General features: G+C 62.8%; 22 protein-coding genes. 10 read left to right on the forward strand and 12 right to left on the reverse strand.

The window, feature by feature from the left end:
* Positions 1 to 7: 7 nt before the first annotated feature.
* On the reverse strand, positions 8 to 694 hold the full coding sequence (gene trmB, locus HF027_RS02735) for a tRNA (guanine(46)-N(7))-methyltransferase TrmB (protein WP_168012629.1): 687 nt from the start codon (positions 692 to 694) through the stop codon (positions 8 to 10).
* 241 nt (positions 695 to 935) lie between these two features.
* Here trmB and HF027_RS02740 point away from each other — a divergent pair, with 241 nt between their 5' ends.
* The 7 genes from HF027_RS02740 to HF027_RS02770 all read left to right on the forward strand — a co-directional run bounded on the left by HF027_RS02740 (position 936) and on the right by HF027_RS02770 (position 8,144).
* Positions 936 to 2,837 carry a beta-ketoacyl synthase gene (locus tag HF027_RS02740; protein WP_168012783.1) on the forward strand — a complete coding sequence of 634 codons (1,902 nt, stop codon included), beginning with the start codon at positions 936 to 938 and terminating at the stop codon, positions 2,835 to 2,837.
* A 7-nt stretch (positions 2,838 to 2,844) separates the two neighbouring features.
* Complete coding sequence (gene coaD, locus HF027_RS02745; RefSeq protein WP_168012631.1) at positions 2,845 to 3,324, forward strand: pantetheine-phosphate adenylyltransferase; 480 nt, start codon at positions 2,845 to 2,847, stop codon at positions 3,322 to 3,324.
* A 66-nt stretch (positions 3,325 to 3,390) separates the two neighbouring features.
* The gene (locus HF027_RS02750) at positions 3,391 to 3,639 is read left to right on the forward strand and encodes a YfhL family 4Fe-4S dicluster ferredoxin (protein ID WP_136254140.1); all 249 of its coding nucleotides are present in this window, start codon (positions 3,391 to 3,393) and stop codon (positions 3,637 to 3,639) included.
* 373 nt (positions 3,640 to 4,012) lie between these two features.
* Positions 4,013 to 4,615 (forward strand): porin family protein, encoded by a 603-nt coding sequence (locus tag HF027_RS02755; protein WP_168012633.1) that lies wholly within the window; start codon positions 4,013 to 4,015, stop codon positions 4,613 to 4,615.
* Positions 4,616 to 4,732: 117 nt separating this feature from the next.
* Entirely contained in the window at positions 4,733 to 6,067 is a 1,335-nt protein-coding gene (locus HF027_RS02760) for an MATE family efflux transporter (RefSeq protein ID WP_168012635.1), read from the forward strand.
* 71 nt (positions 6,068 to 6,138) lie between these two features.
* A complete protein-coding gene (locus HF027_RS02765; RefSeq protein ID WP_168012637.1) occupies positions 6,139 to 7,449 on the forward strand; it encodes a short-chain fatty acid transporter in 1,311 nt (436 codons plus the stop codon).
* 185 nt (positions 7,450 to 7,634) lie between these two features.
* Positions 7,635 to 8,144, forward strand: coding sequence for an acyl-CoA thioesterase (locus HF027_RS02770; RefSeq protein ID WP_168012785.1), 510 nt, complete (start codon positions 7,635 to 7,637; stop codon positions 8,142 to 8,144).
* A 124-nt stretch (positions 8,145 to 8,268) separates the two neighbouring features.
* Here the strand turns inward: HF027_RS02770 and HF027_RS02775 are convergent, their stop codons facing one another.
* The 4 genes from HF027_RS02775 to HF027_RS02790 form a co-directional block, all read right to left on the reverse strand.
* Positions 8,269 to 8,403 carry an entericidin A/B family lipoprotein gene (locus HF027_RS02775; RefSeq protein ID WP_168012639.1) on the reverse strand — a complete coding sequence of 45 codons (135 nt, stop codon included), beginning with the start codon at positions 8,401 to 8,403 and terminating at the stop codon, positions 8,269 to 8,271.
* 89 nt (positions 8,404 to 8,492) lie between these two features.
* Positions 8,493 to 9,251, reverse strand: a complete 759-nt coding sequence (locus tag HF027_RS02780) for a sulfite exporter TauE/SafE family protein (RefSeq protein WP_168012641.1) — start codon at positions 9,249 to 9,251, stop codon at positions 8,493 to 8,495.
* A 302-nt stretch (positions 9,252 to 9,553) separates the two neighbouring features.
* Positions 9,554 to 13,219, reverse strand: a complete 3,666-nt coding sequence (putA, locus tag HF027_RS02785) for a bifunctional proline dehydrogenase/L-glutamate gamma-semialdehyde dehydrogenase PutA (RefSeq protein ID WP_168012643.1) — start codon at positions 13,217 to 13,219, stop codon at positions 9,554 to 9,556.
* Positions 13,220 to 13,396: 177 nt separating this feature from the next.
* A complete protein-coding gene (locus HF027_RS02790) occupies positions 13,397 to 13,576 on the reverse strand; it encodes an FAD-binding oxidoreductase (protein WP_168012645.1) in 180 nt (59 codons plus the stop codon).
* Between the two features lie 69 nt (positions 13,577 to 13,645).
* Between HF027_RS02790 and HF027_RS02795 the strand changes: the two genes are divergently transcribed.
* Complete coding sequence (locus tag HF027_RS02795) at positions 13,646 to 14,068, forward strand: HIT domain-containing protein (RefSeq protein WP_168012647.1); 423 nt, start codon at positions 13,646 to 13,648, stop codon at positions 14,066 to 14,068.
* A gap of 31 nt (positions 14,069 to 14,099) precedes the next feature.
* Here the strand turns inward: HF027_RS02795 and HF027_RS02800 are convergent, their stop codons facing one another.
* The 4 genes from HF027_RS02800 to HF027_RS02815 all read right to left on the reverse strand — a co-directional run bounded on the left by HF027_RS02800 (position 14,100) and on the right by HF027_RS02815 (position 16,990).
* Positions 14,100 to 15,107, reverse strand: a complete 1,008-nt coding sequence (locus HF027_RS02800) for a nickel/cobalt transporter (protein WP_245184458.1) — start codon at positions 15,105 to 15,107, stop codon at positions 14,100 to 14,102.
* Positions 15,095 to 15,760: a DUF1007 family protein gene (locus HF027_RS02805; protein ID WP_245184459.1), complete on the reverse strand. Its 666-nt coding sequence runs from the start codon at positions 15,758 to 15,760 to the stop codon at positions 15,095 to 15,097. Before HF027_RS02805 ends, HF027_RS02800 begins: the two co-directional genes overlap by 13 nt.
* A 199-nt stretch (positions 15,761 to 15,959) precedes the next feature.
* Complete coding sequence (locus HF027_RS02810; RefSeq protein ID WP_168012649.1) at positions 15,960 to 16,235, reverse strand: hypothetical protein; 276 nt, start codon at positions 16,233 to 16,235, stop codon at positions 15,960 to 15,962.
* Positions 16,236 to 16,363: 128 nt separating this feature from the next.
* Positions 16,364 to 16,990, reverse strand: coding sequence for a hypothetical protein (locus HF027_RS02815; protein ID WP_168012651.1), 627 nt, complete (start codon positions 16,988 to 16,990; stop codon positions 16,364 to 16,366).
* 228 nt (positions 16,991 to 17,218) lie between these two features.
* Between HF027_RS02815 and HF027_RS02820 the strand changes: the two genes are divergently transcribed.
* Together HF027_RS02820 and HF027_RS02825 are read left to right on the forward strand one after the other, a co-directional pair.
* Positions 17,219 to 18,388, forward strand: coding sequence for a glycerate kinase (locus HF027_RS02820; protein ID WP_168012653.1), 1,170 nt, complete (start codon positions 17,219 to 17,221; stop codon positions 18,386 to 18,388).
* A 143-nt stretch (positions 18,389 to 18,531) separates the two neighbouring features.
* On the forward strand, positions 18,532 to 19,005 hold the full coding sequence (locus HF027_RS02825; RefSeq protein WP_168012655.1) for a Dps family protein: 474 nt from the start codon (positions 18,532 to 18,534) through the stop codon (positions 19,003 to 19,005).
* 202 nt (positions 19,006 to 19,207) lie between these two features.
* On the opposite strand, the gene HF027_RS02830 is transcribed toward HF027_RS02825, so the two are convergent.
* The 3 genes from HF027_RS02830 to HF027_RS02840 form a co-directional block, all read right to left on the reverse strand.
* On the reverse strand, positions 19,208 to 21,598 hold the full coding sequence (locus tag HF027_RS02830; RefSeq protein ID WP_280730167.1) for a tRNA(Met) cytidine acetyltransferase TmcA: 2,391 nt from the start codon (positions 21,596 to 21,598) through the stop codon (positions 19,208 to 19,210).
* Positions 21,599 to 21,716: 118 nt separating this feature from the next.
* Positions 21,717 to 23,081, reverse strand: a complete 1,365-nt coding sequence (locus HF027_RS02835) for a TRAP transporter large permease (protein ID WP_168012659.1) — start codon at positions 23,079 to 23,081, stop codon at positions 21,717 to 21,719.
* Positions 23,081 to 23,710, reverse strand: coding sequence for a TRAP transporter small permease subunit (locus HF027_RS02840; protein ID WP_168012661.1), 630 nt, complete (start codon positions 23,708 to 23,710; stop codon positions 23,081 to 23,083). The genes HF027_RS02835 and HF027_RS02840 overlap by 1 nt, the downstream gene beginning before the upstream one ends.
* Positions 23,711 to 23,732 lie beyond the last annotated feature (22 nt).

Consider the following 23,732-nt stretch of genomic DNA (forward strand, 5'->3'; position numbering starts at 1 on the left):
CGAGGCGTCAGGGCACGGGCAACAGGTCAGGCGCCGATGGTAAGTCGACCGCCAGCCGCCACAGTGACTGACCACTGCCGTGGTACTTGCGCTCGAAGGGCGTCAAAAAGTCGTCATTCGGCCAATGGGCCTCGACCTGCACCGGTTTGCCGATGGCCTGCTCGGTGGCCAGCGCAAACTCCTCGACATAGAGTCGCCAGTTGGAGCGCAGCTCAAGCCGCCCGCCGAGAGCCAGAATGGCCGGAAACACCGGATGGCCATGCCAGCGCATCTTGAGGAGAGACGCCTTGGGGTAAGGATTCGGATAAAGCAGATAATGACGCGCCGGCTGCCAGCCCGACGCCAACGCCAGACGCCAGAAGTCCACCAGATCGGCGCGCACCAGCAGGGCATTGCCCGGCAGTTCGCCATGCTCACGGGACAGGCGATCAGCGCTGCGGTCGATGCCTATGACGGCATGATCAGGGAACTGATTGGCCAGATGACGTGTCGAGAGTCCAACGCCGCAGCCCGCATCAAGAATCAGCGGTTGACCTCTCGCCAACCGCCATGCCTCAGCCTCTGCAAAGGCACGGCGGGTGTGGTCGGCGACCGGCTTCTTCAGTGGGTGCTCAAGGGAGCGAGCGACGCGACGGGCAAGATCCTGATGGGGTCCAGACTGATTGGTAACGATAGCTCGGGAGTTGTCGTGCATGGGCATCCGGCAGCCGGGTAAGGAAAAGAAGGCCCATTCTATCAGGGCCGGCCGACCGGGCGCAGATTCAAACACATGTTCGTTGCCAGAATATGAAAACCAGCACCTGCAGGGCGAGGGCCGCATGACGGGGTAGCAGCCACGGTGATATTATGAGCGTTAAATGAAGGAAACATCAGCGCCCAGGCGCCACCAGCACAATGAGGTAAGCGGCTTGTCACAGTTACCGGTGATCGTCGGCATGGGGGGAGTGAATGCTGCCGGCAGAACCTCGGGCCATCAGGCGTTTCGGCGCACGGTCCTCTCGGCCCTCGACGCAGACACCCAGGCCAGCACCCTGATCGGTCTGGCAGCAATGATGCGTCTGGTAGATACCGACGGCAGTGCTGCCTGGAAAGACGCCAGCGGCCAACCGCTTCTGGCCGATGAGATTGTCGCCCGCTACCAGCAACAGATCCTCGATCACACCCTGATTCGTCGTATCGAAGACCCGGATTTCGGGGCCGATGGCATCCCGGCCAACCGCCAGGCCCAGTTGACCATCGACGCGCCGCTCACCTTCCAGATACGTCGACGTCAACTGCCCGATCAACTGCCCGATACCTGGCAGGTGCGCGATCTTGATCGTCGCCACGTCGAAGTGACCGTACCGCCTGGCCAATTCGACGTCATGCTCCCTGAGCGCCGCAGCGCCCAGGTACGCGCCGCCGGCCAGCTGCCCAGCGGGTTCGAGCCGAACAGCCTGTATCGCAGCGTCCACCATCCTCGCGGCCTGTCGATGGCGGTCTTCGGTGCCTCAGACTGTCTTGGCCAGAGTGGCCTCGATTGGGAAACCCTGCGCGACCGGCTCGACCCGGATGCGATCGCCGTCTATGCCGGTAATTCCATCGGCCAGCTAGACGATGCCGGCTGGGGTGGCCTGCTGAAGAGCTATGTCTCGGGCAATCGCGCCACCTCCAAGCAGATGCCGCTCGGCTATGGCCAGATGCCGGCCGACTTCCTCAACGCCTATGTGCTCGGCAGCGTCGGCGCCACCGGCGCCATTCAGGGCGCCTGCGCGACCTTCCTTTACAATCTGCGCCAGGGTGTCGAGGAAATCGCCAGTGGCCGCCGCCGGGTCGTCATGGTCGGTACCTCCGATGCGCCGATCACGCCCGAGGTCATCGAGGGGTTCCGCACCATGGGAGCGCTTGCTGACGATGACAGTCTCAAGGCACTGGATGCGCTGACCCTGCTCACCGATGCCGACTACCAGCGCGCCTGCCGGCCCTTCGCCCGCAACTGCGGCTTCACCATCGCGGAAGCCAGCCAGTTCGTGCTGCTGATGGATGACAGCCTGGCCATGGAAACCGGCGCTCAGGTACTGGGCAGTGTGCCGGGCGTCTTCGTCAACGCCGATGGCTGGAAACGCTCGATTTCGGCACCCGGCATCGGCAACTACATCACCCTTGGCAAGGCCGTCAGCCTGGCGAGAAATATCCTCGGTGAGGACGCCCTGCGCAACCGCACCTTCCTGCATGCGCATGGCACCAGCACCCCGAAGAATCGCATTACCGAGTCGCATGTCTTTGACCAGGTGGCTGCCGCCAACGGCATCACCTCCTGGCCGGTGGTCGCGGTCAAGGCCTACGTCGGCCACTCGCAGGGCAGCGCCGCCGGTGATCAGATGGCAAGTGCTCTTGGCAGTTTCGCCCACGGCTGGCTACCCGGCATTCCGACACTTGATGCCGTGGCCGATGATGTTCACGCTGAGCGGCTGAAATTCTTCGCCGAACCGCAGGCCTTTGACGCCGATGCCGCCTTCATCAATGCCAAGGGCTTCGGCGGCAACAACGCGACAGGCCTGGTGCTGTCACCAAAGGCCACCGAGCGGCTGCTGGTCCAGCGCCACGGCCAAGCCGCGGTCGATGCCTGGAAAGACCGCCGCACTGCCATCCTCGAGAGCTCACAGCGCTACGAGGCAGACGCTGAGCGGGGGAAATTCCAGGCGCTCTATCGCTTCGGGCAAGGCGTGCTGGAAGGCCCCGAACTCTCGGTGGAAGCCGATCACATCGGCATCCCCGGCTATGCTCAGCCGGTCTCGCTTTCCGTCGACAACCCCTTCGGTTCTCTCGACGGCAACGCCCATTCGGACGACAAGTAGGCGCGTTATGAACATCGTGGTCTATCCCGGCACCTTTGACCCCATCACCAACGGTCACTTCGACCTGATCGAACGCGGTGCCAGGATGTTCGACAAGGTGATCATTGCCATCGCCGCAAGCCCAGGTAAGCAACCGGCGCTGGATCTGGATACCCGGGTGGCGCTGGCACAGGAAGTGGTATCAAAGCTGCCCAATGTCGAGGTCACGGGCTTCTCCGGGCTTCTGACCGAGTTCCTGGCCGATCAACAGGCGCGTATCATCCTGCGCGGGCTGCGCGCCGTCTCGGACTTCGAGTACGAGCTGCAGCTTGCCAACATGAACCGCGCCATGTCGCCGGATGTAGAGAGCGTCTTCCTGACCCCGGCGCTCGAGAACTCCTATATTTCCTCGACCATGGTCCGCGAGGTCGCCAAGCTCGGTGGAGATATCTCCAAGCTGGTTCATCCAAGGGTCGTCGACGCCTTGAATGCTCGTTATAATGTCTGAGTATTTTACTCGGATATTAGCCGGCCCGTGCTCCTGATCGAGCAGCCCCTTTCCTGGAGTAACCCTATGTCCCTGATGATCACCGACGAGTGCATCAATTGCGACGTCTGCGAACCCGAATGCCCCAACGGCGCTATCTCGCCGGGGGAAGAAATCTACGTCATCGACCCCGCCCTGTGCACCGAATGCGTCGGCCACTTCGATGAGCCACAGTGTCAGCAGGTCTGCCCGGTCGACTGCATCCCCCTGGACCCGGAGCGCGAGGAAACCCGCGACCAACTGATGGACAAGTATCACGCCATCACTGCCGCCTGATTTTCTCCGAGCGGATGCCTCAAGGCTCGCCGATGCGCCTGCAACAACCCCATTCGCCCCGCCTTGCGGGGCGTTTGTGTATCGATCTGGGTAAAATGCGCCGCGGCGGTGCCTGAGGCGACAGCCCAAGCAGCGTCGAGGATGGCTAACCGTGTCGATACCCGCGAAAGGCATCGTACTGGCTCGCCATCCCCTTCCTGAACATGGCGCCTCTCCTCGTCCCTGGACCACCAACTGAAAAAAAACCTCTCATGCTGTGGCACTACGCTCGCACCTCGCCTATGTTATTTTTCGTAACCCATGGTTACAAAAAACAGCTGAAGGGTACCCAGATGGATGGGCTACCCCAGTCATACACGCGATGGAGAGCCCGATGAACCGTCTTGCCACAACCGCTGTGATTTCCACCCTGGCGCTGCTCGTCAGCACCCCCGCCCTGGCCCAGGGCTACCAGTACGATCCGCACGCCGGCCTCTACCTCGGCGCCGGCGTTGGTAATGCCGTGTTGGATAATGATTCCCTGGACCTTCTAGATAGTCTTGGTGCGAATACCGACGATAGCGATACGGCTTATAAACTATTTGCGGGATACGACTTCAATGCCAACTTTGCGCTAGAAGCCAGCTTCGTAGACTTTGGGGAATTCGAAGCTAACGCTGGAACTGAGTCGCTTAAGGCTAGCGCCGACGGCTTCGGCATTGGGCTAGTAGGCAGACTGCCCATCCAGAGCGGTTTCAGCATTCATGCCAAGGTAGGCATGTTCGCTTGGGATGGAGATATCGACTATTCAGAGTCGACAACTAGCTCTGACTTCTCGCTTGGAGAAGATGGTACCGACCCTTTCTACGGTGTAGGCGCCGAATATGTCATCGACCGGGTGATGATCCGAGGTGAGTACGAGCGCTACGACCTCAGCGATAGTGGTGAAGACTTCACCATCGATCTGGCCTCGGTCAGTCTGGGCTACCTCTTCTAAGAAAAACGTGCGTCGAAGCATTCACAGCCCCGCTTGGCGGGGCTGTTTTGTTTCGGGCTGTATCAGCAGAAAGCTTGCGGTATCCTGCCGGCCCATGGGTTCAATCGAGGAAACGGCTTGCCCCCTTCACGCTCTAAAGCGCCGCGCATCTGGCCGCTGGCTTGGCCGATCATTCTCTCCAATATCACCGTGCCACTGCTGGGGCTCGTTGATACCGCAGTCGTCGGCCACCTGCCGGACTCCCGCTATCTGGCGGCAGTAACCCTCGGGGCAACGCTTTTTGGCTTTCTCTACTGGGGCTTTGGCTTCCTGCGCATGGGCACTACCGGCCTGACGTCCCAGGCGGTCGGCCGCGAAAGCGACACCGATGTGCGCACCCTGCTCGGTCAGTCATTGGTGATGGCGGGGCTGATCGGCGCGGGGCTGATCCTGTTCTCTACGCCGCTGGTCGAACTGGGTCTCAGACTGCTCGATGGCAGCGCACAGGCCACCGAGCTGGCCAGAGAGTATGCCGGTATCCGCATTCTGTCCGCCCCGGCGGTACTGGCCAATTATGCGATCCTCGGCTGGTTTCTCGGTCAGCAGAATTCTCGGGTGACCCTGATCCTGATGGTACTGACCAACAGCGTGAATATCGTCCTGGACCTGTGGTTCGTGGTCGGCCTTGGCATGACCAGCGATGGCGTGGCCTGGGCCACGGTGATCGCCGACTACACGGCGCTTGTCATGGGCCTGTGGCTGGTGCGCCGTCAACTCGTGACCCTGGGCGGCTACCTCGACCGAGCGCGGCTATTCGCTCTCAAGGCCTATCAGGCGCTATTCGCGGTCAACGCTCAACTCTTCCTGCGCACCCTGGGGCTTCTGTTCGCCATGGCCTTCTTCACCGCCCAGGGCGCCAGCCAGGGTGATACGGTGTTGGCCGCCAATGCGGTGCTCTTGCAGTTCATCATGCTGATCTCTTATGGCCTGGACGGCTTCGCCCATGCGGCCGAGGCGCTGACCGGGCGTGCGGTGGGGCGGGCGCGCTGGGATGAGTTCGCCGCCTCGGTTCGCAGCGCGGGGCGTTTTTCGCTGGCGATCGCCGCCGCGTCCATGCTGGCCTTCGCGCTGGGCGGCGAGGCGCTGATCGCCCTGCTCACTGATCTGCCCGAGGTACGCGACACGGCTGCCAGCTACCTGCCCTGGATGGTGCTGATGCCGCTGCTCGCGGTCTGGAGCTACCTGTTGGACGGTGTCTTCATTGGCGCCACCGCCACCCGTGAGATGCGCAACAGTATCTTCGCCGGGCTCGCTGTCTACCTGCCGGTGTGGTGGTTGGCCCAACCGCTCGGCAACCACGGGCTATGGCTCGCCTTCAGCAGTTTCATGCTGGTGCGCTCGGCAACATTAGGCGCCTATTACCTGCATTATCGGCGCCATGTCTGGGTCAGCGGGAGAGACCAAGGTGGATAGCCACATCATCGTCCAATCCGATACCTTGGTGCGGCTTACCTTCTTTTTTTACTCACAAGAAGACCATGATCATGCTCAAGTTTATCTCGCGGCCAGCGGTCAAGCTGGTCGAGCGTTACCTGCCGGATCCGTATATCTTCGTGCTGCTGCTAACGCTGGTTGCTGCTGTAGCGGCCATCGCGGTAGAGCGCCAGACGCCGCTTGAGGTACTGCGTTTCTGGGGCGATGGCTTCTGGAACCTTCTGACCTTCTCGATGCAGATGCTGCTGGTACTGATTACCGGCTTCATGCTCGCCAACACGCCGCCGGTCAAACGCGCCCTGTCTGGGCTCGCCGGCAAGGCTAGGAACGCCGGCGGCGCCATCGTCCTGGTCACCCTGGTATCGCTTGTGGCCAGCTGGATCAACTGGGGCTTTGGCCTGGTGGTAGGGGCGCTGTTCGCCAAGGAACTGGCTCGCCAGGTGCGCGTCGATTACCGACTGCTGGTCGCCAGTGCCTATTCGGGCTTTCTGATCTGGCATGCGGGGCTCGCCGGTTCGATCCCGCTGACCATCGCGACGGAAGGCCACTTCACCGTCGAGCAGATCGGCGTGGTTTCCACTTCCGAAACCATCTTCTCCTGGTTCAACCTGACGATCGTCGCTGTACTGCTGGTCAGTGTGCCGCTGGTCAACCGTCTGATGCTGCCAAGCGAGGATGAAAGCGTCTATGTCGACCCCGCGCTGCTGGAGGAAGATCAGGAGCCCCGGGTGCGTATCACCCGCCCGGCCGAGCACCTGGAAAACAGCCGCGCCCTGGCCTGGCTGGTCGGCATTCCCGGCTTGCTGTTCCTGCTCGATCACTTCGTGCTGCGCGGCGGTGGGCTCAACCTCAACGTCATCAACTTCCTGTTCCTGTTCCTGGCCATTGTGCTGCACCGCACGCCGCGGCGGCTGTTGGCGAGCCTGCAGGAAGCCATCAAGGGCGGTGCCGGCATTGTCATCCAGTTCCCCTTCTATGCCGGCATCATGGCGATCATGGTGCAGTCGGGGCTGGCTCAGAGCCTGTCGGAGGCCTTTGTCTCCTTTGCCAGCGCCGAAACACTGCCCTTCTGGTCATTCATCAGCGCCGGCGTGGTCAATCTCTTTGTGCCTTCCGGCGGCGGTCAGTGGGCGGTACAGGCACCGGTGATGCTGCCGGCGGCAGCGGCACTGGGTGCCGACGTGCCGCGCATTGCCATGGCGGTTGCCTGGGGCGATGCGTGGACCAACCTGCTGCAGCCCTTCTGGGCACTGCCGGTGCTTGCCATCGCGGGGCTCAAGGCCAAGGACATCATGGGCTATTGCCTGGTCCAGTTGCTCATTAGCGGTGCCATCATCGCGCTGGGTCTGACGTATCTATAGGCACGCGCCAGCTCAATAGGTACCGCCTATGCCCTCATGGCCATCGCCATGGGGGCTAACTACCTCGCTAGCTACCTCTGTCCAGGGGCAACACGCTATGATGAGGGGTAACGATAATTCTGCCCTTCCATCCCCTGGAGCCCTCAGTGAGTCAAGACGACCTGCCCCGCCAGCACGAGCTTTCGATGACCGTGCTGATGACCCCCGATATGGCCAACTTCAGCGGCAAGGTGCATGGCGGCGCTATCCTCAAGAAGCTCGACGAGGTCGCCTACGCCTGTGCCAGCCGTTATTCCGGTCACTATGTCGTGACCCTGTCGGTCGATCAGGTGAAATTTTCCCAGCCGATCCATGTCGGCGAGCTGGTCACCTTCCTGGCGTCGGTCAACCACGTTGGCCGCTCGTCGATGGAAGTCGGCATCAAGGTGGTGGCCGAGTCGATTCAGGAGCGCCTGATCCGTCATACCAACAGCTGCTACCTGACCATGGTCGCCGTCGATGGCGATGGCGATGGCAAGCCCGCCGAGGTACCGCCGCTGCCGCTGGAAACGCCGCTTCAGCGACTGCGCTTCGACCAGGCCGCGCTGCGCAAGAAGCTACGCAAGCAAGCCGAGGAAGAAGCCCGCCAGACGCAGGAAAGCCATCACGCCGAGCGCAAGGACGCCCTGAAAGCCTCTCGCCAGTCATCCAGGTGATCACGTTGCGTTGTGTTGACTACAACGCAACGGGGGCAGGCCCATGGCCTGCCCCCGTTTATATGTCGCTAACCATGATGCTTTTCTAACCCATCGCCTTGGCTATCCGTTATCGATGCGCGATCTAGCTATCGGCCGCGTCCTCGATCGCCTGGCCACCCTGCTGAATATCTTCACCGGCACCGCGCATGGTGTTACAGCCGGCCAGCAGAGACACACAGAAAAGGGTCAGCAGTGTCAGTGCAATCAATCGTGTCATGGTGGTGTCCTCGTGGGTTGGCATCGTCAAATCCGCAAACGTCCACTCATACATTAGCACTCTTTTCGGCGGACCCCCCAAGGTCAAGGTTAGCCCATCACCAGGCGCACGATGATCGCCGCAATCATCGCAAGCGTCAGCCAGCGTACCCAGAGGGCGCCACGCGGCCCCATGTTGACCCTTACCGCCAACCAGGCACCGCTCATGCTGCCCACCGCCAGCAGCAAACCATAGCTCCAGCGCACTTGGTCGTGATACACGAACATCGCCAGCGCCGGCAGGGTGTAGATCAGAATGATGAAGACCTTGAAGACGTTGACCTGGGCCAGGTCGATCTTCAATAGCCGGTAGAGAACGACAATGAACAACACCCCCACGCCGACCTGGATAAAGCCACCGTATACACCGATCGCGAACATCGCCAGATAGACGACAGGCGTCAGGCGCTCGCGGGTCAGGGAGCGGGTCTCGAGTGCCGGCTGAGGCAACAGCATCATCAGGGCACTGGCCGCCATCACCGTGACCAGTACCGCCTCGAAGAACGCATCACTGACCACAAGCGCCAGCCACACGCCAAACATTGAGCCCGCCACCGCCGGGACCGCCAGCCGTAAGCTGAGCCCCACCTGACTCGCTCCGGCACGCCTGAAATTGCCTACCGCCGAGATGCTCTGGAAGACAATCGACACGCGGTTGGTCGCGTTGGCCGCCTGGGGCGGCAAGCCCAGAAACATCAACAGGGGAAGCGTCAGCATCGACCCGCCCGCCGAGAGCACATTGATAAAGCCCGCAAGACCGCCAAACGCTATCAGGGCCAAGGCATCGAGAAAGCCTGGGTATACCGTCATGTCACGCTCCGTTGTGACGTTAAGAAATGCTGGGCCACCAGGCCAACCAGGCAGCCGATATGAGAAAGCATATGAGAGAGCTGATGGCGGATGATGACACGGATCGCTACCGGAGCGTATCGCGCCAGGCAGCGACCACGGCGCTGAGACAACAAGCCAACGCCTGTTCACGGCCGCAATAGTCATCCTTGCATAAGCAAAAAGAAACCTCCCGCGAGCCCTTGGCTACACGGGAGGTTTCAGAAGGAAAAACGAAAGGTGAAGGGGTCAGGGCGACTGCCGAGAGCGCCCCGCCCAGGTTGCTATTCGGCCGTTGCCAGCAGGCTGGCATTACCGCCTGCCGCCGTGGTGTCGATGCACAGATGACGCTCCACCACGTAACGCTCCGGCGAGATGGTCTGGGTTTCGAGCGAGACGATGGCACCATCACGCTCAGCCAGTGCAAGTCGCAGCTCGCGCGTCCAGTCGCTGGCACCGGTCGCGGCCACCGCAGCAATGCCGTTGAGCTCAGTGAGCGCCTTCGCCTCGATGCAGCCTTCCAACGCAGTGACTGGCACCCCAGCCGCTTTCAGCGGTTGAATGGCCTGTTCTGCACCGGCCGCGACAATCACCGCTGGACAGCCCACGCCCAGTGCCTGAACGGCTTGAGCGACAGCGATGTCGAGGGTCGGCCCAAGGCACAGCACCGGGCCCTTGGGATACATTGCCAGCCGGTTGCTCTCGCCCGTCGGCCCCGGCAGGGTCTGCGGGGTCATGTCCAGCGCCGCCGTCTCGGCAAGCGCCTTGCGAATCACCCCGCTCTTGCCGGATAGCGCCTTGCGCAGGACTTCGACCCGGTTGGTTCGCATCGACCAATTGCGCGCATCCAGACCATCGATGGCCGACTGCAGCTTTTTAAGGGACAGAGCCTCACCTTTAGGCGCGTCGTGGCTCTCCACGGAAGCGGTGCGCCGGAAACGCGCGACATACTGCGGACCGCCAGCCTTGGGACCGGTACCCGAGAGGCCCTCGCCCCCGAAGGGCTGGGAGCCAACGATGGCACCGATCTGGTTGCGGTTGACGTAGACGTTGCCGACATGGATGCGCTCGACAATCTGCTGGACGCGATCGTCGATCCGGGTATGCAGACCGAAGGTCAACCCGTATCCCCGATCGTTGATCGAATCGACCACCTTGTCGATATCCCGCGCCTTGAACGTGGCCACATGCAGGATCGGACCGAAGATCTCACGCTCGAGATCCTCGATGCCGCCGACTTCGACCACGGCCGGGCTGACGTAGGTGCCATCATTGGGGACAGGCAACTTCTTCAGCACCTTGCCGGCCTTTTCCTGGGCATCCAGATAATCGCCAATCTCGGCCTTGGCATCGGCGTCGATCACCGGCGACACATCGGTATCGATATTCCACGGATCGCCGACGACCAGCGCATCCATGGCGCCATCCAGCATCGTCAGCAGGCGCTCTCGCGCTTCTTCCTGCACATAGAGCATGCGCAGCGCCGAGCAGCGCTGGCCAGCCGACTGGAAGGATGAAATCAGGATGTCGCGCACCGCCTGTTCGGTCAGGGCCGTCGAATCCACGATCATGGCATTCAGACCACCGGTCTCCGCGATCAGCACCGCATCCGGCCCCGCGTTCTGCACCAGGGCCTTGTGGATGATCTGGGCCACTTCGGTCGAACCGGTAAAGCAGACACCGGCGAGCCGCGAATCGCTGGTCAGCGGCCCACCAACCGTCGGGCCATCACCCGGCAACAGCTGCAACGCGGCTTCCGGCAAGCCAGCCTCACGCATCAACTCGACGGCACGGGCAGCGATCAGGGGCGTCTGCTCGGCGGGCTTGGCGAGTACCGCGTTGCCTGCCGACAGTGCCGCCGCGATCTGGCCGGTAAAGATGGCGAGTGGGAAGTTCCAGGGGCTGATGCAAACAAAGATACCCCGTGCACTGCCAGGCTCTTCTATCTCCAGCCGCTCGCACTCGTTTGCGTAGTAGCGAAGGAAGTCGACGGCCTCGCGCACCTCGGCGATACCATCAAAGATCATCTTGCCGGCTTCACGCGTGGTGATGACGGTCAGCTCGGCGAAATTTTCTTCGTAGAGATCAGCGGTGCGACGCAGCACCTTGGCGCGCTCAGCCGCCGGCCGCGCCGACCAGTCGCGGAAGCCTTCCTCGGCGGCATCAAGTGCCGTTGCCACCTCATCAGCGGTCGCTTCATACACCTTGCCAACCACGCGCGAGGCGTCGGCAGGAGATACCGCATCGCGGGCTTCTCCCTTTGGCGCCGGGTTGCCAGCCAGCATCGGCGCGGCGGTCCAGGTCGCGTCAGCGAACGCCTTGCGACCAGACACCAGCGGCATGATGGAGGCCGGTTCGTTGATACGGAAACCACGCGAGTTCTTGCGCTCGGGCGAGAAGAGCTCACCTGGCTGGCGAATCGACGGACTAGCGATGGACTCACCCAGGCTCTCCATCTCGGCCAGGGGGTCCCTCGATACCTCGCTGGCGGGAATCGATTCATCCACGACCTGGTTGACGAAGGAGGAGTTCGCCCCATTCTCCAGCAGACGGCGGACCAGATAGGCCAGCAGGTCTCGGTGCGCACCCACCGGGGCATAGATGCGGCAATGTGTGCCCTCGGACTCCTTGACGATATGGTGCAGCGACTCGCCCATGCCGTGCAGACGCTGGAACTCGTAGGAGTCCTTGTCATCACCGGCCATGGCGACGATGGCGGCACAGGTATGCGCGTTGTGCGTGGCAAACTGCGGATAGATGCGATCACGACGATCGAGCAACAGCTGCGCACAGGCCATGTAGCTGACATCGGTATTCACCTTGCGGGTGAAGACCGGGAAGGTATCGACGCCCAGTTCCTGAGCCAGCTTGATCTCGGTATCCCAATAGGCGCCCTTGACTAGTCGCACCATGATCTTGCGATCGTAGCGCTCAGCCATCTCATAGAGGGCCTCAATCATCGGCGCGGCACGGCGCCCGTAGGCCTGCACCACGACCCCGAAGCCGTCCCATCCATCGAGGCTGGGATCGGACATCAGCGCTTCAATCACGTCGAGCGACAGGTCCAGCCGGTCCTGCTCCTCGGCATCAATATTGAAGCCGATATTGGCCTTCGCCGCCTGCTTGACCAGCTTCTTGGCACGCGGTACGAGCTCGGCCATCACCGTTTCACGGTGGGTATATTCATAACGCGGATGCAGCGCCGAGAGCTTCACCGAGATGCCGGGGCTACCGCGCACATCGCCCTTGGCCTGCTTAGCAATACCCGCGATGGCATTGGCATACGCATCGTAATAGCGCACCGCATCTTCATCGGTACGCGCCGCTTCACCCAGCATATCGTAGGAGTAGGTATAGCCCTGCTTCTCGAGTTCACGGGCATTCTTCATGCCCTCCTCGATGGTCTGGCCAAGCACGAACTGGCGACCAAGGATCTTCATAGACCGACCCACGGCGTTACGCACCACCGGCTCGCCCATCCGACGCACCAGGCTGCGCAGCGCCCTTACCGGGCCTTTGGGATCGTTGTCCAGCACCTTGCCGGTCAGCATCAGCGCCCAGGTCGAAGCATTGACCATTGATGAAGAAGATTTGCCCAGGTGAGCGCCCCAGTCGGACGGCTCGATCTTGTCGTAAATCAGATCGTCGATGGTTTCCGCGTCGGGCACGCGCAGCAGCGCCTCGGCCAGACACATCAGGCCCACGCCCTCTTCGGTCGAGAGTCCGTATTCGGCGAGAAACGACTCCATCATCGAGGGTGACGTTTCCTTACGGACCCGGTCCACATATTTGGCGCCGACGTCGGCAACCTGGCGACGCTCTTCTTCCGACAGCTTGATTCGCTCGACCAGCCCCTTCAGCACCGCCGCTTCATCGGCCGCATAGTGGGCACGGATACGTGTGCGCAACTCGCTCACGGCTCCATCCTGGGGCGTCGTCACTTCATTCATCATTGATCTCCCACAACAACCCAGCGCAAAAGAAATGCACCAGATTAATTATTATCATTCTTCAAAAGGCCATTTAATAGCGTAGCCCCCCCAAGCGGGTTGCACACATCCCCCCCCTGTGAGGAGCGATGTCTAATGACTAGGTTACGGCCTAATCTAGGCAAAATGCCAATTAACCTAATCCACGCAACATCGCGAGAAGCGGGTCACCCGATAGGCCAATAGATCCATGGCGGGCTTTTCTCCGCCCACCTTCGCGGCCAATAGCTCCGCGGTGATGGCCGCCTGGGTGACCCCCAGGTGCTGGTGGCCAAAGGCAAAGTGCAGCGACGTAATGCCTCGAAGTGAGCCGAGCACATGCCTGCGCCTTCCTGAGCCCATCGCTGATACGATATCGCCCTATCCCCCTTCGATGACGAGAAAGCCATGAGCGACTTTGCCCTGCACCCCCGCCTGGATGCCGACACCCTTCATGTCACCGACCTGCCCTTGTGTCAGGTGCGACTGATGAACGACGCCCGCTATTCCTGGCTGGTACTGATACCCAGGCGAGCCGACATCCGCGAGGTCTATGAACTCTCGGCGGATGATCAGGCGCAACTCTGGAAAGAGGCCACGATATTGGGGAAGGCGATGATGGCGGCCAAGGCTGGCGACAAGCTCAACCTGGCCACGCTTGGCAACATGGTGCCTCAGCTGCATCTGCACGTGATCGTGCGTCACGAAACCGATGAGGCCTGGCCGGGACCGGTGTGGGGACAAGGCCGCGCTGTTGTCTATGACACCGCGCAGGAAACGGCGATGCGGGCTTGTATTACGCGCTGCCTAGAGACAAGCGGCCTCAACTGAATGCACTCAAGCGTTATCCCCTGAACCGGGGTTATCCGCCAAAGGGCGAGGAGGCATCACGGGCGGGACGGTCGAGCAACAGTGCGCCACCGGGATCGGTGCCGCCGGTGATCATCAGTGACACGCCAAGCGCACTGATCACCAAACCGCCGACAAGCGATGCCCAGGCGAGACGAGGACTCAACCTGTGCTGCGATTGACGAGACAGGCGCCGCTCGGCCCAGCCACGCGCCATCACGCTTGCCACCGCCAGGCCGGACACCGCCAGCGCCGTGCCGGCGGCCATCACCATGACGGCCGCCACCCCGACCCAGAACTGCCCGAGCAGAGAAGCCGCCCCCAGCAGCAACACACCACCGCTGCAGGGGCGAATGCCGATTGCCACGACCGTGGCAAGGGCCGTGCGCCAATCACCCACCCGCTCAGGGGACAGGTGATGCTCATGACCACAGCCGCAGCCATCATCATGGTGAACGTGAGGGTCGGCCGAAGAGTGGGTCGACTCATGGCCCACTCTGGTGCGCCACAGTCGCCGTATCGCGTTCAGGCAGAGCCACAAGCCAAGCACCGTCACCATCAGAAAACTCAACTGCTCGACCCAGGCCACCGAGCCCATTGCCTGGCGGGTCAGCCAGCCAAGCCCATGCACCAGCACCGCGACCAGCAGGATGGCGACCACTCCCTGAAGTAACGAGGCCGCCGCGGAAAGCGATAGCGCCCGCCCCCAGGCACCGCCCTGAGACAACAAGTAGGTACTGAGCACGGCCTTGCCGTGGCCAGGCCCGGCCGCGTGAAAGACCCCGTAACCAAAGCTCACACCCAGCAGCGCCGCCCAGGTAGCCGGCGACGGCGCCCCGGACAGCGCGGTGATGGCAAGTGTCAGCTGGCGATGCAGGTCCCGCTGCCAGCTGACGATTTCAAGCGATAGCGTCTGCACGCCGCCCTGCCCCACCCAGACGCCCAGGACGACAAGCAGCATCAGCACGCTGATCCCCATGAGGGCCGAACGCGTCGGGGCACGCAAGCTCATGCCTCGCATGCGACCTCCCCGGTTTCGGCAAAGAAGCGTCCCAGGCCAGGCTCCGCGGTCTCGTCAGCATCCAGCTGCGCGGCCATCGCCACCTTGGCCGGGTCAGGGTCGGCCGCGATGATCCGCGCATTACACGCCTCGCCCACACCCCGCAACGTCAGGGCATCGTCCCGCGGCATCTCATCCTCGGCTTCGTGCACCACCTCGATGTAGTAACTCGGGTCGAAGACCTGATAACGCAACGGCGCATCACCCAGCGCCAGCGGTTTCTCCAACGGCAGCAGGAAACTGAAGACCAGCCGGTCACCCTGCCGCCTGATGCTGTAGTCCTCGACGTCCCCCACCGCAACAGGGCGACCGCCGTGGTCAATCTCGGTGAAATACTCACGGGTGGCCAGATTATCGCGAATTTCCAGGCCCAAAAGATCCAGACGCTCTTCCATGCTGTCGGTGCTTTCCTCGGCGGCCAACTCTTCCATCACCACCAGGCTGTAAAAGGGATCCATTCGCCAGCGCTGCTGTAGCGCCGTGACGCGGCCTCGGTCGTCGAATTGAACCGTCATGCCAAGATCGATCCAGCCATGAGGATGGGCATGCGCGACGCCAGCCGAGCCGAACAGCAGCGCCATCAGCACAAGGCCGAGAAGGGATATTCTATTCACTTGGGGTCTCCGCAACGTGGAAAAGCAAGGATCAAGGAGCAAGCGGCGCCAGGCAACCCTCAGATTGCCCGGCAAGCCCTGGGGGAAGCGTCACAACATGCCGCCGTATCGACTGCGGGAAACGTCATCACAGGAGCGAGCCTTTCGGCCCCGACTGAAGGCGGACAATATGGCGCCAATGGTGTCGGCCTGCCATCGTTCATTGATTTGCCGATAGTCTCGCCTGCAACTCGGCGAGCAGCGTATCGAGGCTTTCGGCCGCCAGCGGCTGACGAGCGCGGTAGCCACTAAGCGAGAGACGGGTTTTGCCCTCTGACGCGGATAGGGCATAAAGGCGCAGACGATAGCCTGGCCAGGTGGCAAGTACGGCATCCAGCCGACCGAGGTCCAGGTCGGCGTGGTGAATCACGAAGCCCCGATCGAGCAATACCTGAAGTCCTTCAGACAGCACCTGCCGGGGCTCGACGGCCACCATCACTTCACGGGGCTGCGGCTTTTCAGGCGCCCCTGCACAACCCGCGAGCCCCGCTATCAAAAGAAGGGCAAGGGGCCTCCGCCATCTGCGCCCTCGAGACCCTCCGCCCACCAACCGCTGCCAGAACATCATGCTGTCGGCTCCTGCTGTGGAAGGCCTGGCTCGATGCCCGACTCAAGCTCTGTTTCAAGGTCTGTCTCAAGGTCTGGCTGACGGATGATGGCGTCGCGCAGCTCACGACAGAATTCATCACTTGTGGCCACCTGACTACTGCGCAAGCGACCATCTGCCTCGACGACCTGTATATCCCGTGTCGCTCTGACCTGGGTGTCATGGGCGACCACGGAAACACGCTCGACCTGGGTGGGGTCGACACTGAAGCTACGGTTGAGATTAATCGACATGCCGGCGCTGTGGTGGCCTCTTCCCAACCCGAAGAAACCTGACAACCCGAATGGCCATGGCTCATACCAGGGGGTCCCATAGCCGGCCAATAGGCGGCTTTGCTGCGCCGTCACCAGCCCGAGCTGAGCCTCTGTCTCGACGATCACGAAGTCATCCGCCTCGAGAGCCGCAATCACGCGACGCAGATACCCTAATGACCCCGCATCGTCAGCCTCCCACTGGCAGGCTGACGCGGGCGACATCGGCGGTTGTGGCAGGTGCGCCGGCCCACTCGCACAGCCGGCAAGAAGCAGCCCTCCTGCCACCCCCATCACGCCTACCCATCTGAACCACTTCCGGTGTCGCTGCATACGCCGCGCCTTGTTGTCTTCCTGAGTCCAAGCTTATATCTATCGTGTTTCTACCATCACAGTGTATGCCGTCAGCATGCCCGTTGGGAAAGCACCTGTAAGGAGAGTACCTGCAAGGAGAGTACCTGCAAGGAGAGTGCCGAGCGTTATCTTCAACGCCAGCAGGGTGGTCTTTTGCGCAAGCGTCGAGGATGATCAAGACATCGTTCCGCCACTGCGAGAGCCTCTATGAAGATCCTGATCGCCCCCGACAGCTACAAGGATGCCCTGCCCGCCCGCGCCGCTGCGGAGGCCATGGCGCGTGGCATTCTTGAGGCCGTGCCCACTGCCGAGACCCACTGCTGCCCGATGGGCGACGGTGGCGAAGGGACGCTGGATGCCCTGCTGGCCGCGACCGGCGCCAAGCGCTACCAAGCCCGGGTGCAGGATGCCCTGGGACGGCCACGGGAGGCATCCTGGGGCTATCAGGCCGACACCCGAACCGCTTTTATCGAACTGGCAGAAGCCAGTGGTCTCCAGCACCTGGAGCGCCACGAGCGCAGTGCCCTTCACAGCACGACTTTCGGCGTCGGCGAACTGATACTCGCCGCCCTCGATGCCGGTGCCGAGCGACTGCTGCTGACCATCGGCGGCAGCGCCACCAACGACGCCGGTGCTGGCATGCTGGTGGCCCTCGGCGCGCGTCTGCTCGATACCCAGGACAAGCCCCTGCCGCCAGGGGGAGCGGCCCTCGCCGAACTCTCCATCCTCGACCTCACTGGCCTGGACCCACGCCTGGACGAGCTTGTCGTCGAGACTGCCGTCGACGTCGACAACCCGCTGCTTGGCCCCCATGGCGCCAGCGCCGTGTTCGGCCCCCAGAAGGGCGCCAGCGACAGCGATGTCCGTATACTGGATCAGGCGATTAGCCACTTCGCCGACCTCGCCGCTCTCAAGCTCGGCGAGGATCACCGAGAACTCGCTGGTGCAGGCGCGGCCGGCGGCATGGGGTTCGCGGCCCGCGCCTTTCTTGGTGCACAACTGCGCCCCGGCATCACCCTGGTGATGGAGCAGGTGGGCTTCGACGCCCTGCTCGAGAATGCCGACCTGGTGATTACCGGCGAGGGACAGCTCGACGGTCAAAGCCTCGCCGGCAAGACCCCGGTGGGCATTGCCCGCGCCGCCCGCGCCAAGGGCGTACCCGTAGTGGCCCTGGTCGGGCGGCTGGGCGACGGCTGGCAGGCCGCTCATGACGAAGGCATCAGCGCGGCCTTTGCCCTGGCCGATGGCCCGATGACACTCGATGAAGCCCTCGCCCGCACACCAGCGTTGCTAGCCGATCGTGCCGGCAGCCTGGTACGCCTGCTGAAAGCCAGTGCCCACGCGCTTTCAGGCAATGGCAGGCGTGACAGCACATAAGCCAAACCTTGAAAAAGATCGCCGTCGACGGCATGTCATAGGGCAGCACTATGAGGATGATGGCGAAACTTCGTTATCGCCCGGCTTCACCACACCTTACAGTAGACGCGAATAAACTCATTTGAGATCAAGGAGGTATCTAGATGACTGATACCAACGCCATTGGATTGCACGAGAGCAGCGCCAGCCAGCTAGCCGACCGCCTCAACGCCCTGCTGGCCAACTACCAGATCTTCTACATGAACGTGCGTGGCTATCACTGGAACGTGAAGGGCAACCACTTCTTCGAGCTGCACACCAAGTTCGAGGAGTACTACACGGACCTGCTGCTCAAGGTCGATGAAGTCGCCGAGCGCATCCTTACCCTGGGCCACACGCCGGTACATGCCTACAGCGACTACGTGAAGATGTCGGATATCGCCGAGGACAAAGACGTGAAAGACGGTCAGTCCTGCGTTCGCGGCATCCTGCAGGGCTATCAGTCGCTGATCGGCCTGCAGCGCGAGATTCTATCGCTCGCCTCAGATGCTGATGATGAAGGTACCGCGGCTCAAGTGGGTGACTACATCCGCGAGCAGGAAAAAACCGTCTGGATGCTTAACGCCTACCTCGGCTGATAGGACTCCAACCTAGATGACTCCAACCCTGGGGCGTGGAACCACCCAAGTGGTCGACACGACCCAAAGGGTCGAGATCGACCGAGCGTAAAAGCGCCGCCCCTTCGGGCGGCGCTTTTTTATGATGAATGTCCGCGTGGGCCGGCAACCGCCCGCAGAACCGTCCCCGGGAGCGGAGCGGATAAGGGTCATTCTTGCGTTCCTACGGCGCAAAAAGCCTGCGCCAGCGATCAAGCGTCGAACGCAGGCGCGCTTCCACCTGGCGTCGTCCGGGCAGGCCGAGGCGCCGGGCCAGCCAGGCATCGGCTCGGCCCTGAAAGAGTACCGCGACCAGCAGCCAGGCGTCGTCATCAAGGCCTGGTTCATCCTCTTGCCCTGCCACCGACTGGCTCATAACCACGCTTGTCTCGCGGCGCAGCACGAGCCCCCGGCGCACCAGGGCCTGCAGCGCGGGCCGCGCCAATGCGGGCGCCCGATGACCCAGCGCCACGTCGGCGATATCGCGCTGCATGATGGCATTAAGCTCAGGCATGACGCCTTCCGCCAGCAGCCGTGCCGCCAGGGAGGGGTCGAATTCCTTGAGCTCAAACGCCAACAGGCTTGGCAACAAGGCCTGGAAACCATCGGCAAGCTCGCTTAACAGTGCCTCGCCGCGGGGGCTGGTGGCACAGGCCACCATCAGCGCATGTTCACCGCTGGCCGCCTCCTTCGTCAGGCCCAGACGCACGGCGCGAAAGCCGCTTCGCTGCCAGAAGGCCATCAGCCCTGCCTCGGCGCCGAAGCTGGCACCGAGCAGATCGATGCCCGTCTCGCGAGCTCGCTCCAGCTCGGCAGAGAGTAACGCTCGACCATGGCCGAGGCGTCGACAGCCTGGGTCAACGGCGATGCGCATCACGCGCCGAATCCGTGATTCCAGCGACCTGCGACTGCCGGCGTGGGCCGCAAGCGATTGTGCCAGCAAGTGACCCCGGGGGCGTCGCTCACCTCGAGCCACTTGCTCGGCCAAGTCAGGTTCGAAGCCGCCTTCATCGACGGTCAGTGCAACGGCGCGGAGCCCCTGATCATAAAGGCATACTACCCGGCCACCGGGACCATCGAGCAGCCGGCGCAGATCGCTTGGCTGAGTGCGGTAATGCGCCTGCACCAGCAGGCCAAATAATGCCCTCAGGCGTGGCTCGTCAGCGGCCAGCTCATCCCGGTCACACTCGACAATCTCGGGCTCGCTTTTGCCCCTCGCCTCATCGGGCTTGGCGCCTGGCTGTGTGTCGCCGGGTTCACTGTGTTGCCGGGCCTCGCCGAGCTCGGCCATTTCCTGTGCCTCGAAAGGCTCGGCATCGAGCATTAGCAGCGTATCAGTGAGCCGTTCCAGTGGATCATCCGCGGCCCAGCGGATCGGCGTGGTCAGATGCAGGCCCTGCCAGTTAGGGGTCTGACGATCGAGGTGCTCGCGAAAGCGCAGCGCGAAGCCTCGCCCCGAGCCTTCATAGCCATGAACGGTGGTCGCGAAGGCGATCCGCGGGAAGGCGGCGAGCAGCCGCGAGAGCAAGGGCGCAGGGATCGCCGCCGCTTCGTCGACCAGCAACAGCGCGCCCGCCCCACCCTGCTCGCCAGCAAGGGCTGACTCCACCAGGGCATCCGGGGCGATAAAGCGCACACGAGCCGGGCCATCGCCTGGGGCCTCCGCCATCGGCTCTCGGGGTGTCTCAAGCACGAAAGTATTACCTTGGCGCGCGCCCTCGGGGCAGAGCATCGCCAAGCGCTCGAAGAGCGCCTCCACCGCCGCCGGACGTGGCGCAGTGACCAGAATATCCGTTTCCCCCTTTGCCATTAGCCGGGCGCAGGCAATGCCCAGGGCCGCGCTCTTGCCGCGGCCGCGGTCGGCGGTCAGCACCAGTGGGCGACGGCGCTTCAGCCGACAAAGGCGCGCCACCGCCCGGGCCTGATCGACGGTGGCACAGTCAGTATCCTCTGGCTCCGACTCGCAGGAGGACTTGGCCGGCAAACTCGCGCCGGCATCCATCCCCTGAGGCAGGCTCAGTCCATTGGCAGTCCAGGTCGCGACCTGTGGCGAGGCCGATAGCAACCGGGCGAGACGCGCCAGGTAGCGCGAGTTCAGCTCATCGGCGCTGTAGGGATGCTCGGCGAGGCGGGCATAGTCGCCATCCGGCCGGGCGCCCCAGTCCATCGGCGTCAGCAGCACCAGCAGGCCACCCGCGCGCAGCGTGCCTGAGACCGCACCAAAGGCCTCGGGGTCGAAACCCGCCGTTGCAGACACCGCATCGATCACCACAAGGCCATGCTCGCCCCCCAGCCGGGTGCGCGCCTTGGCGGCGGGAAGCGCCACGATGCCTGCCGCCTCGAGGTTCGGTTGGGGTGTCCCAAGCCATAGCGGATCTGTCCAGTCGATGGCCTGCCATAGCGAGACTGCCCGGGCGATAGCGGTCTCCGCAGGGGCGGTGATCCACAAAAGGCCGCGGTGGTGCCGGGCCGTGAGGTGGCCAAGCAGAGTCATCAGCGCCTCATGCTCGGACGTATCGAGGGCAGGCACCGCATCAGGCGACAACATATCAGGAGTAGTAGGCGGGATGGTCATGGCGCACAGCATGCGACATGCAGGGGCATTGGGCCAGCCCTGGCACTGCCCAAAACCAAAGGCCCCCGCTGCCGGGGGCCTTTTCCTGCTAGGCGGGGATTGTCATTGCCCTCTCTGCCTAGCCGTAGGCCACGCTCGGCAGCCAGGTGGCGATCGCCGGCAGCAGGAACACCAAGACCAGCGCCACCAGCTGGATCAGGATGAAGGGCGCCACCCCACGGTAAATGTCGGTGACCTTGATCTCCGGCGGCGCCACGCCCTTGATGTAGAAGAGCGCGAAGCCCACCGGCGGCGTCAGGAAGGAGGTCTGCAGACACATCGCGAAGAGGATGGTGAACCAGACCAGATCGAAGCCCAGCGACTGCACCACCGGCGCCACCAGCGGCAGGATGATCAGGGTGATCTCCACCCAATCGAGGAAGAAGCCGAGCAGGAAGACCGCGAACAGGATCACCAGCACGATGGCATAGGGCTCCAGCGGCAGGCCCAGCAGCGCGTTCTCGATCACCTCATCGCCGCCCAGCCCGCGCAGCACCACCGAGAAGGCCGTGGCGCCGAGGAAGATGGCGAAGATGAAGGCCGAGGTCCGCGTGGTCTGGTAGAGCGAGCTGCTCATCACCGGCAGCGTCAGGCGCCCCGACATCAGCGCCAGCAGAGTAGCCCCCAGCGCGCCCACCCCCGAGGCCTCGGTCGGTGTGGCGATGCCGGCGAAGATAGTGCCAAGGACACCGAGAATCAGCGCGGCGGTAGGGATGACCGCCTTGATTACATCCCAGATCACGCCGGGACCGATATCAGGCAGATTCTCCGGCGCAGGGGCGATATGTGGCTGGAACATCGGCCGAAGGATCGCATAGGCCACGTACATCGCGCCCAGCATCAGGCCCGGGAAGAAGGCGCCCATGAACAGATCACCCACCGAGGCTTCCGGTACCGCGAGGCGGTCGGCCATCAGCACCAGCATGATCGAAGGCGGAATCAGGATGCCCAGGGTACCGGTGGCACAGGCAGTACCCACGGCGAAGCCCTTGTCGTACTTGTTCTCCATCATCACCGGCAGCGACAGCATGCCCAGCAGTACCACCGAAGCGCCGATGATGCCGGTAGTGGCCGCCAGCAGCACGCCGATCACGATCACGGTCACCGCATAGCCGCCGCGCACCGCGCCGAACAGCTTGACCATGTTGTTCATCAGCTTCTCGGCGATGCCGGACTGATCCAGCATGATGCCCATGAAGATGAACATGGGCAGGGCGACCAGGGTCTCGCTCTCGACCAGCCCCCATACCCGCTCAGGCATCAGGCCCATCGAGGAGGAATAGTCGAACCACAGGTTGGCGCCAAAGCTGTCGACGGCGACCACCCCGACCAGGGTCCAGATCACGGCGGTACCACCGAGTACCCAGGCGACGGGGAAACCGCTCATCAGCAACATGCCGAAGGTGACGAACATGCCGATGACGAACATCGCTTCTAGAGACATCAGGACGCGTCCTCTTTAGTGGAATCATCGGCGAGCGGCCTGGGGAAGCCGAACAGCAAGGCGGTTACCCGGGTAAGCCTTGACAGCGCAGCGACGATCAACAGCGCGAAGGACAGCGCCACGACGGCCTTCAGCACCCAGCGATGGGACAGGCCGGCAGGTGCCTGACTGGTCTCGCCCTGGCTGAAGGAGCTCATCGCGTAGGGCACCATCTCGTAGAGCGAGATGCCGAGGAACGGCAGCAACAGCAGCAGAATGCCGGCAAGCTCGATGCGGCCCTGCGCCTTGAGGCTCAAACGCTCATGGATGACGTCGACCCGCACATGGTCGTCGGTGGTCAGGGTATAGCCGAGCCCCAAGAGCCAGGCGGCGCCGGCGATATGCCACTGCCACTCCTCGAGGGTGACCGAGCCCTGGCCGAAGGCATAGCGGCCGACCACTGACCAGATGATGACCCCGACGACGAGCAGCCAGAACCAGGAGGCGAGCTTGCCGATCGCGATCAGCAAGGCATCGAGCCCCTGGCTGAGACGCGTCCGGGGCAACTCGGTGTGATGGTTAAGAATATTTTCTGCGTCCGTCGTATAGCTGTGCGGCTGTTTCGACGGGTCTTGATCAGGCGAGGTCATGGACTTGCCCCCTTACCAAACG

Source organism: Halomonas salinarum (genome assembly GCF_012062845.1).
Lineage (GTDB): Bacteria > Pseudomonadota > Gammaproteobacteria > Pseudomonadales > Halomonadaceae > Onishia > Onishia salinarum.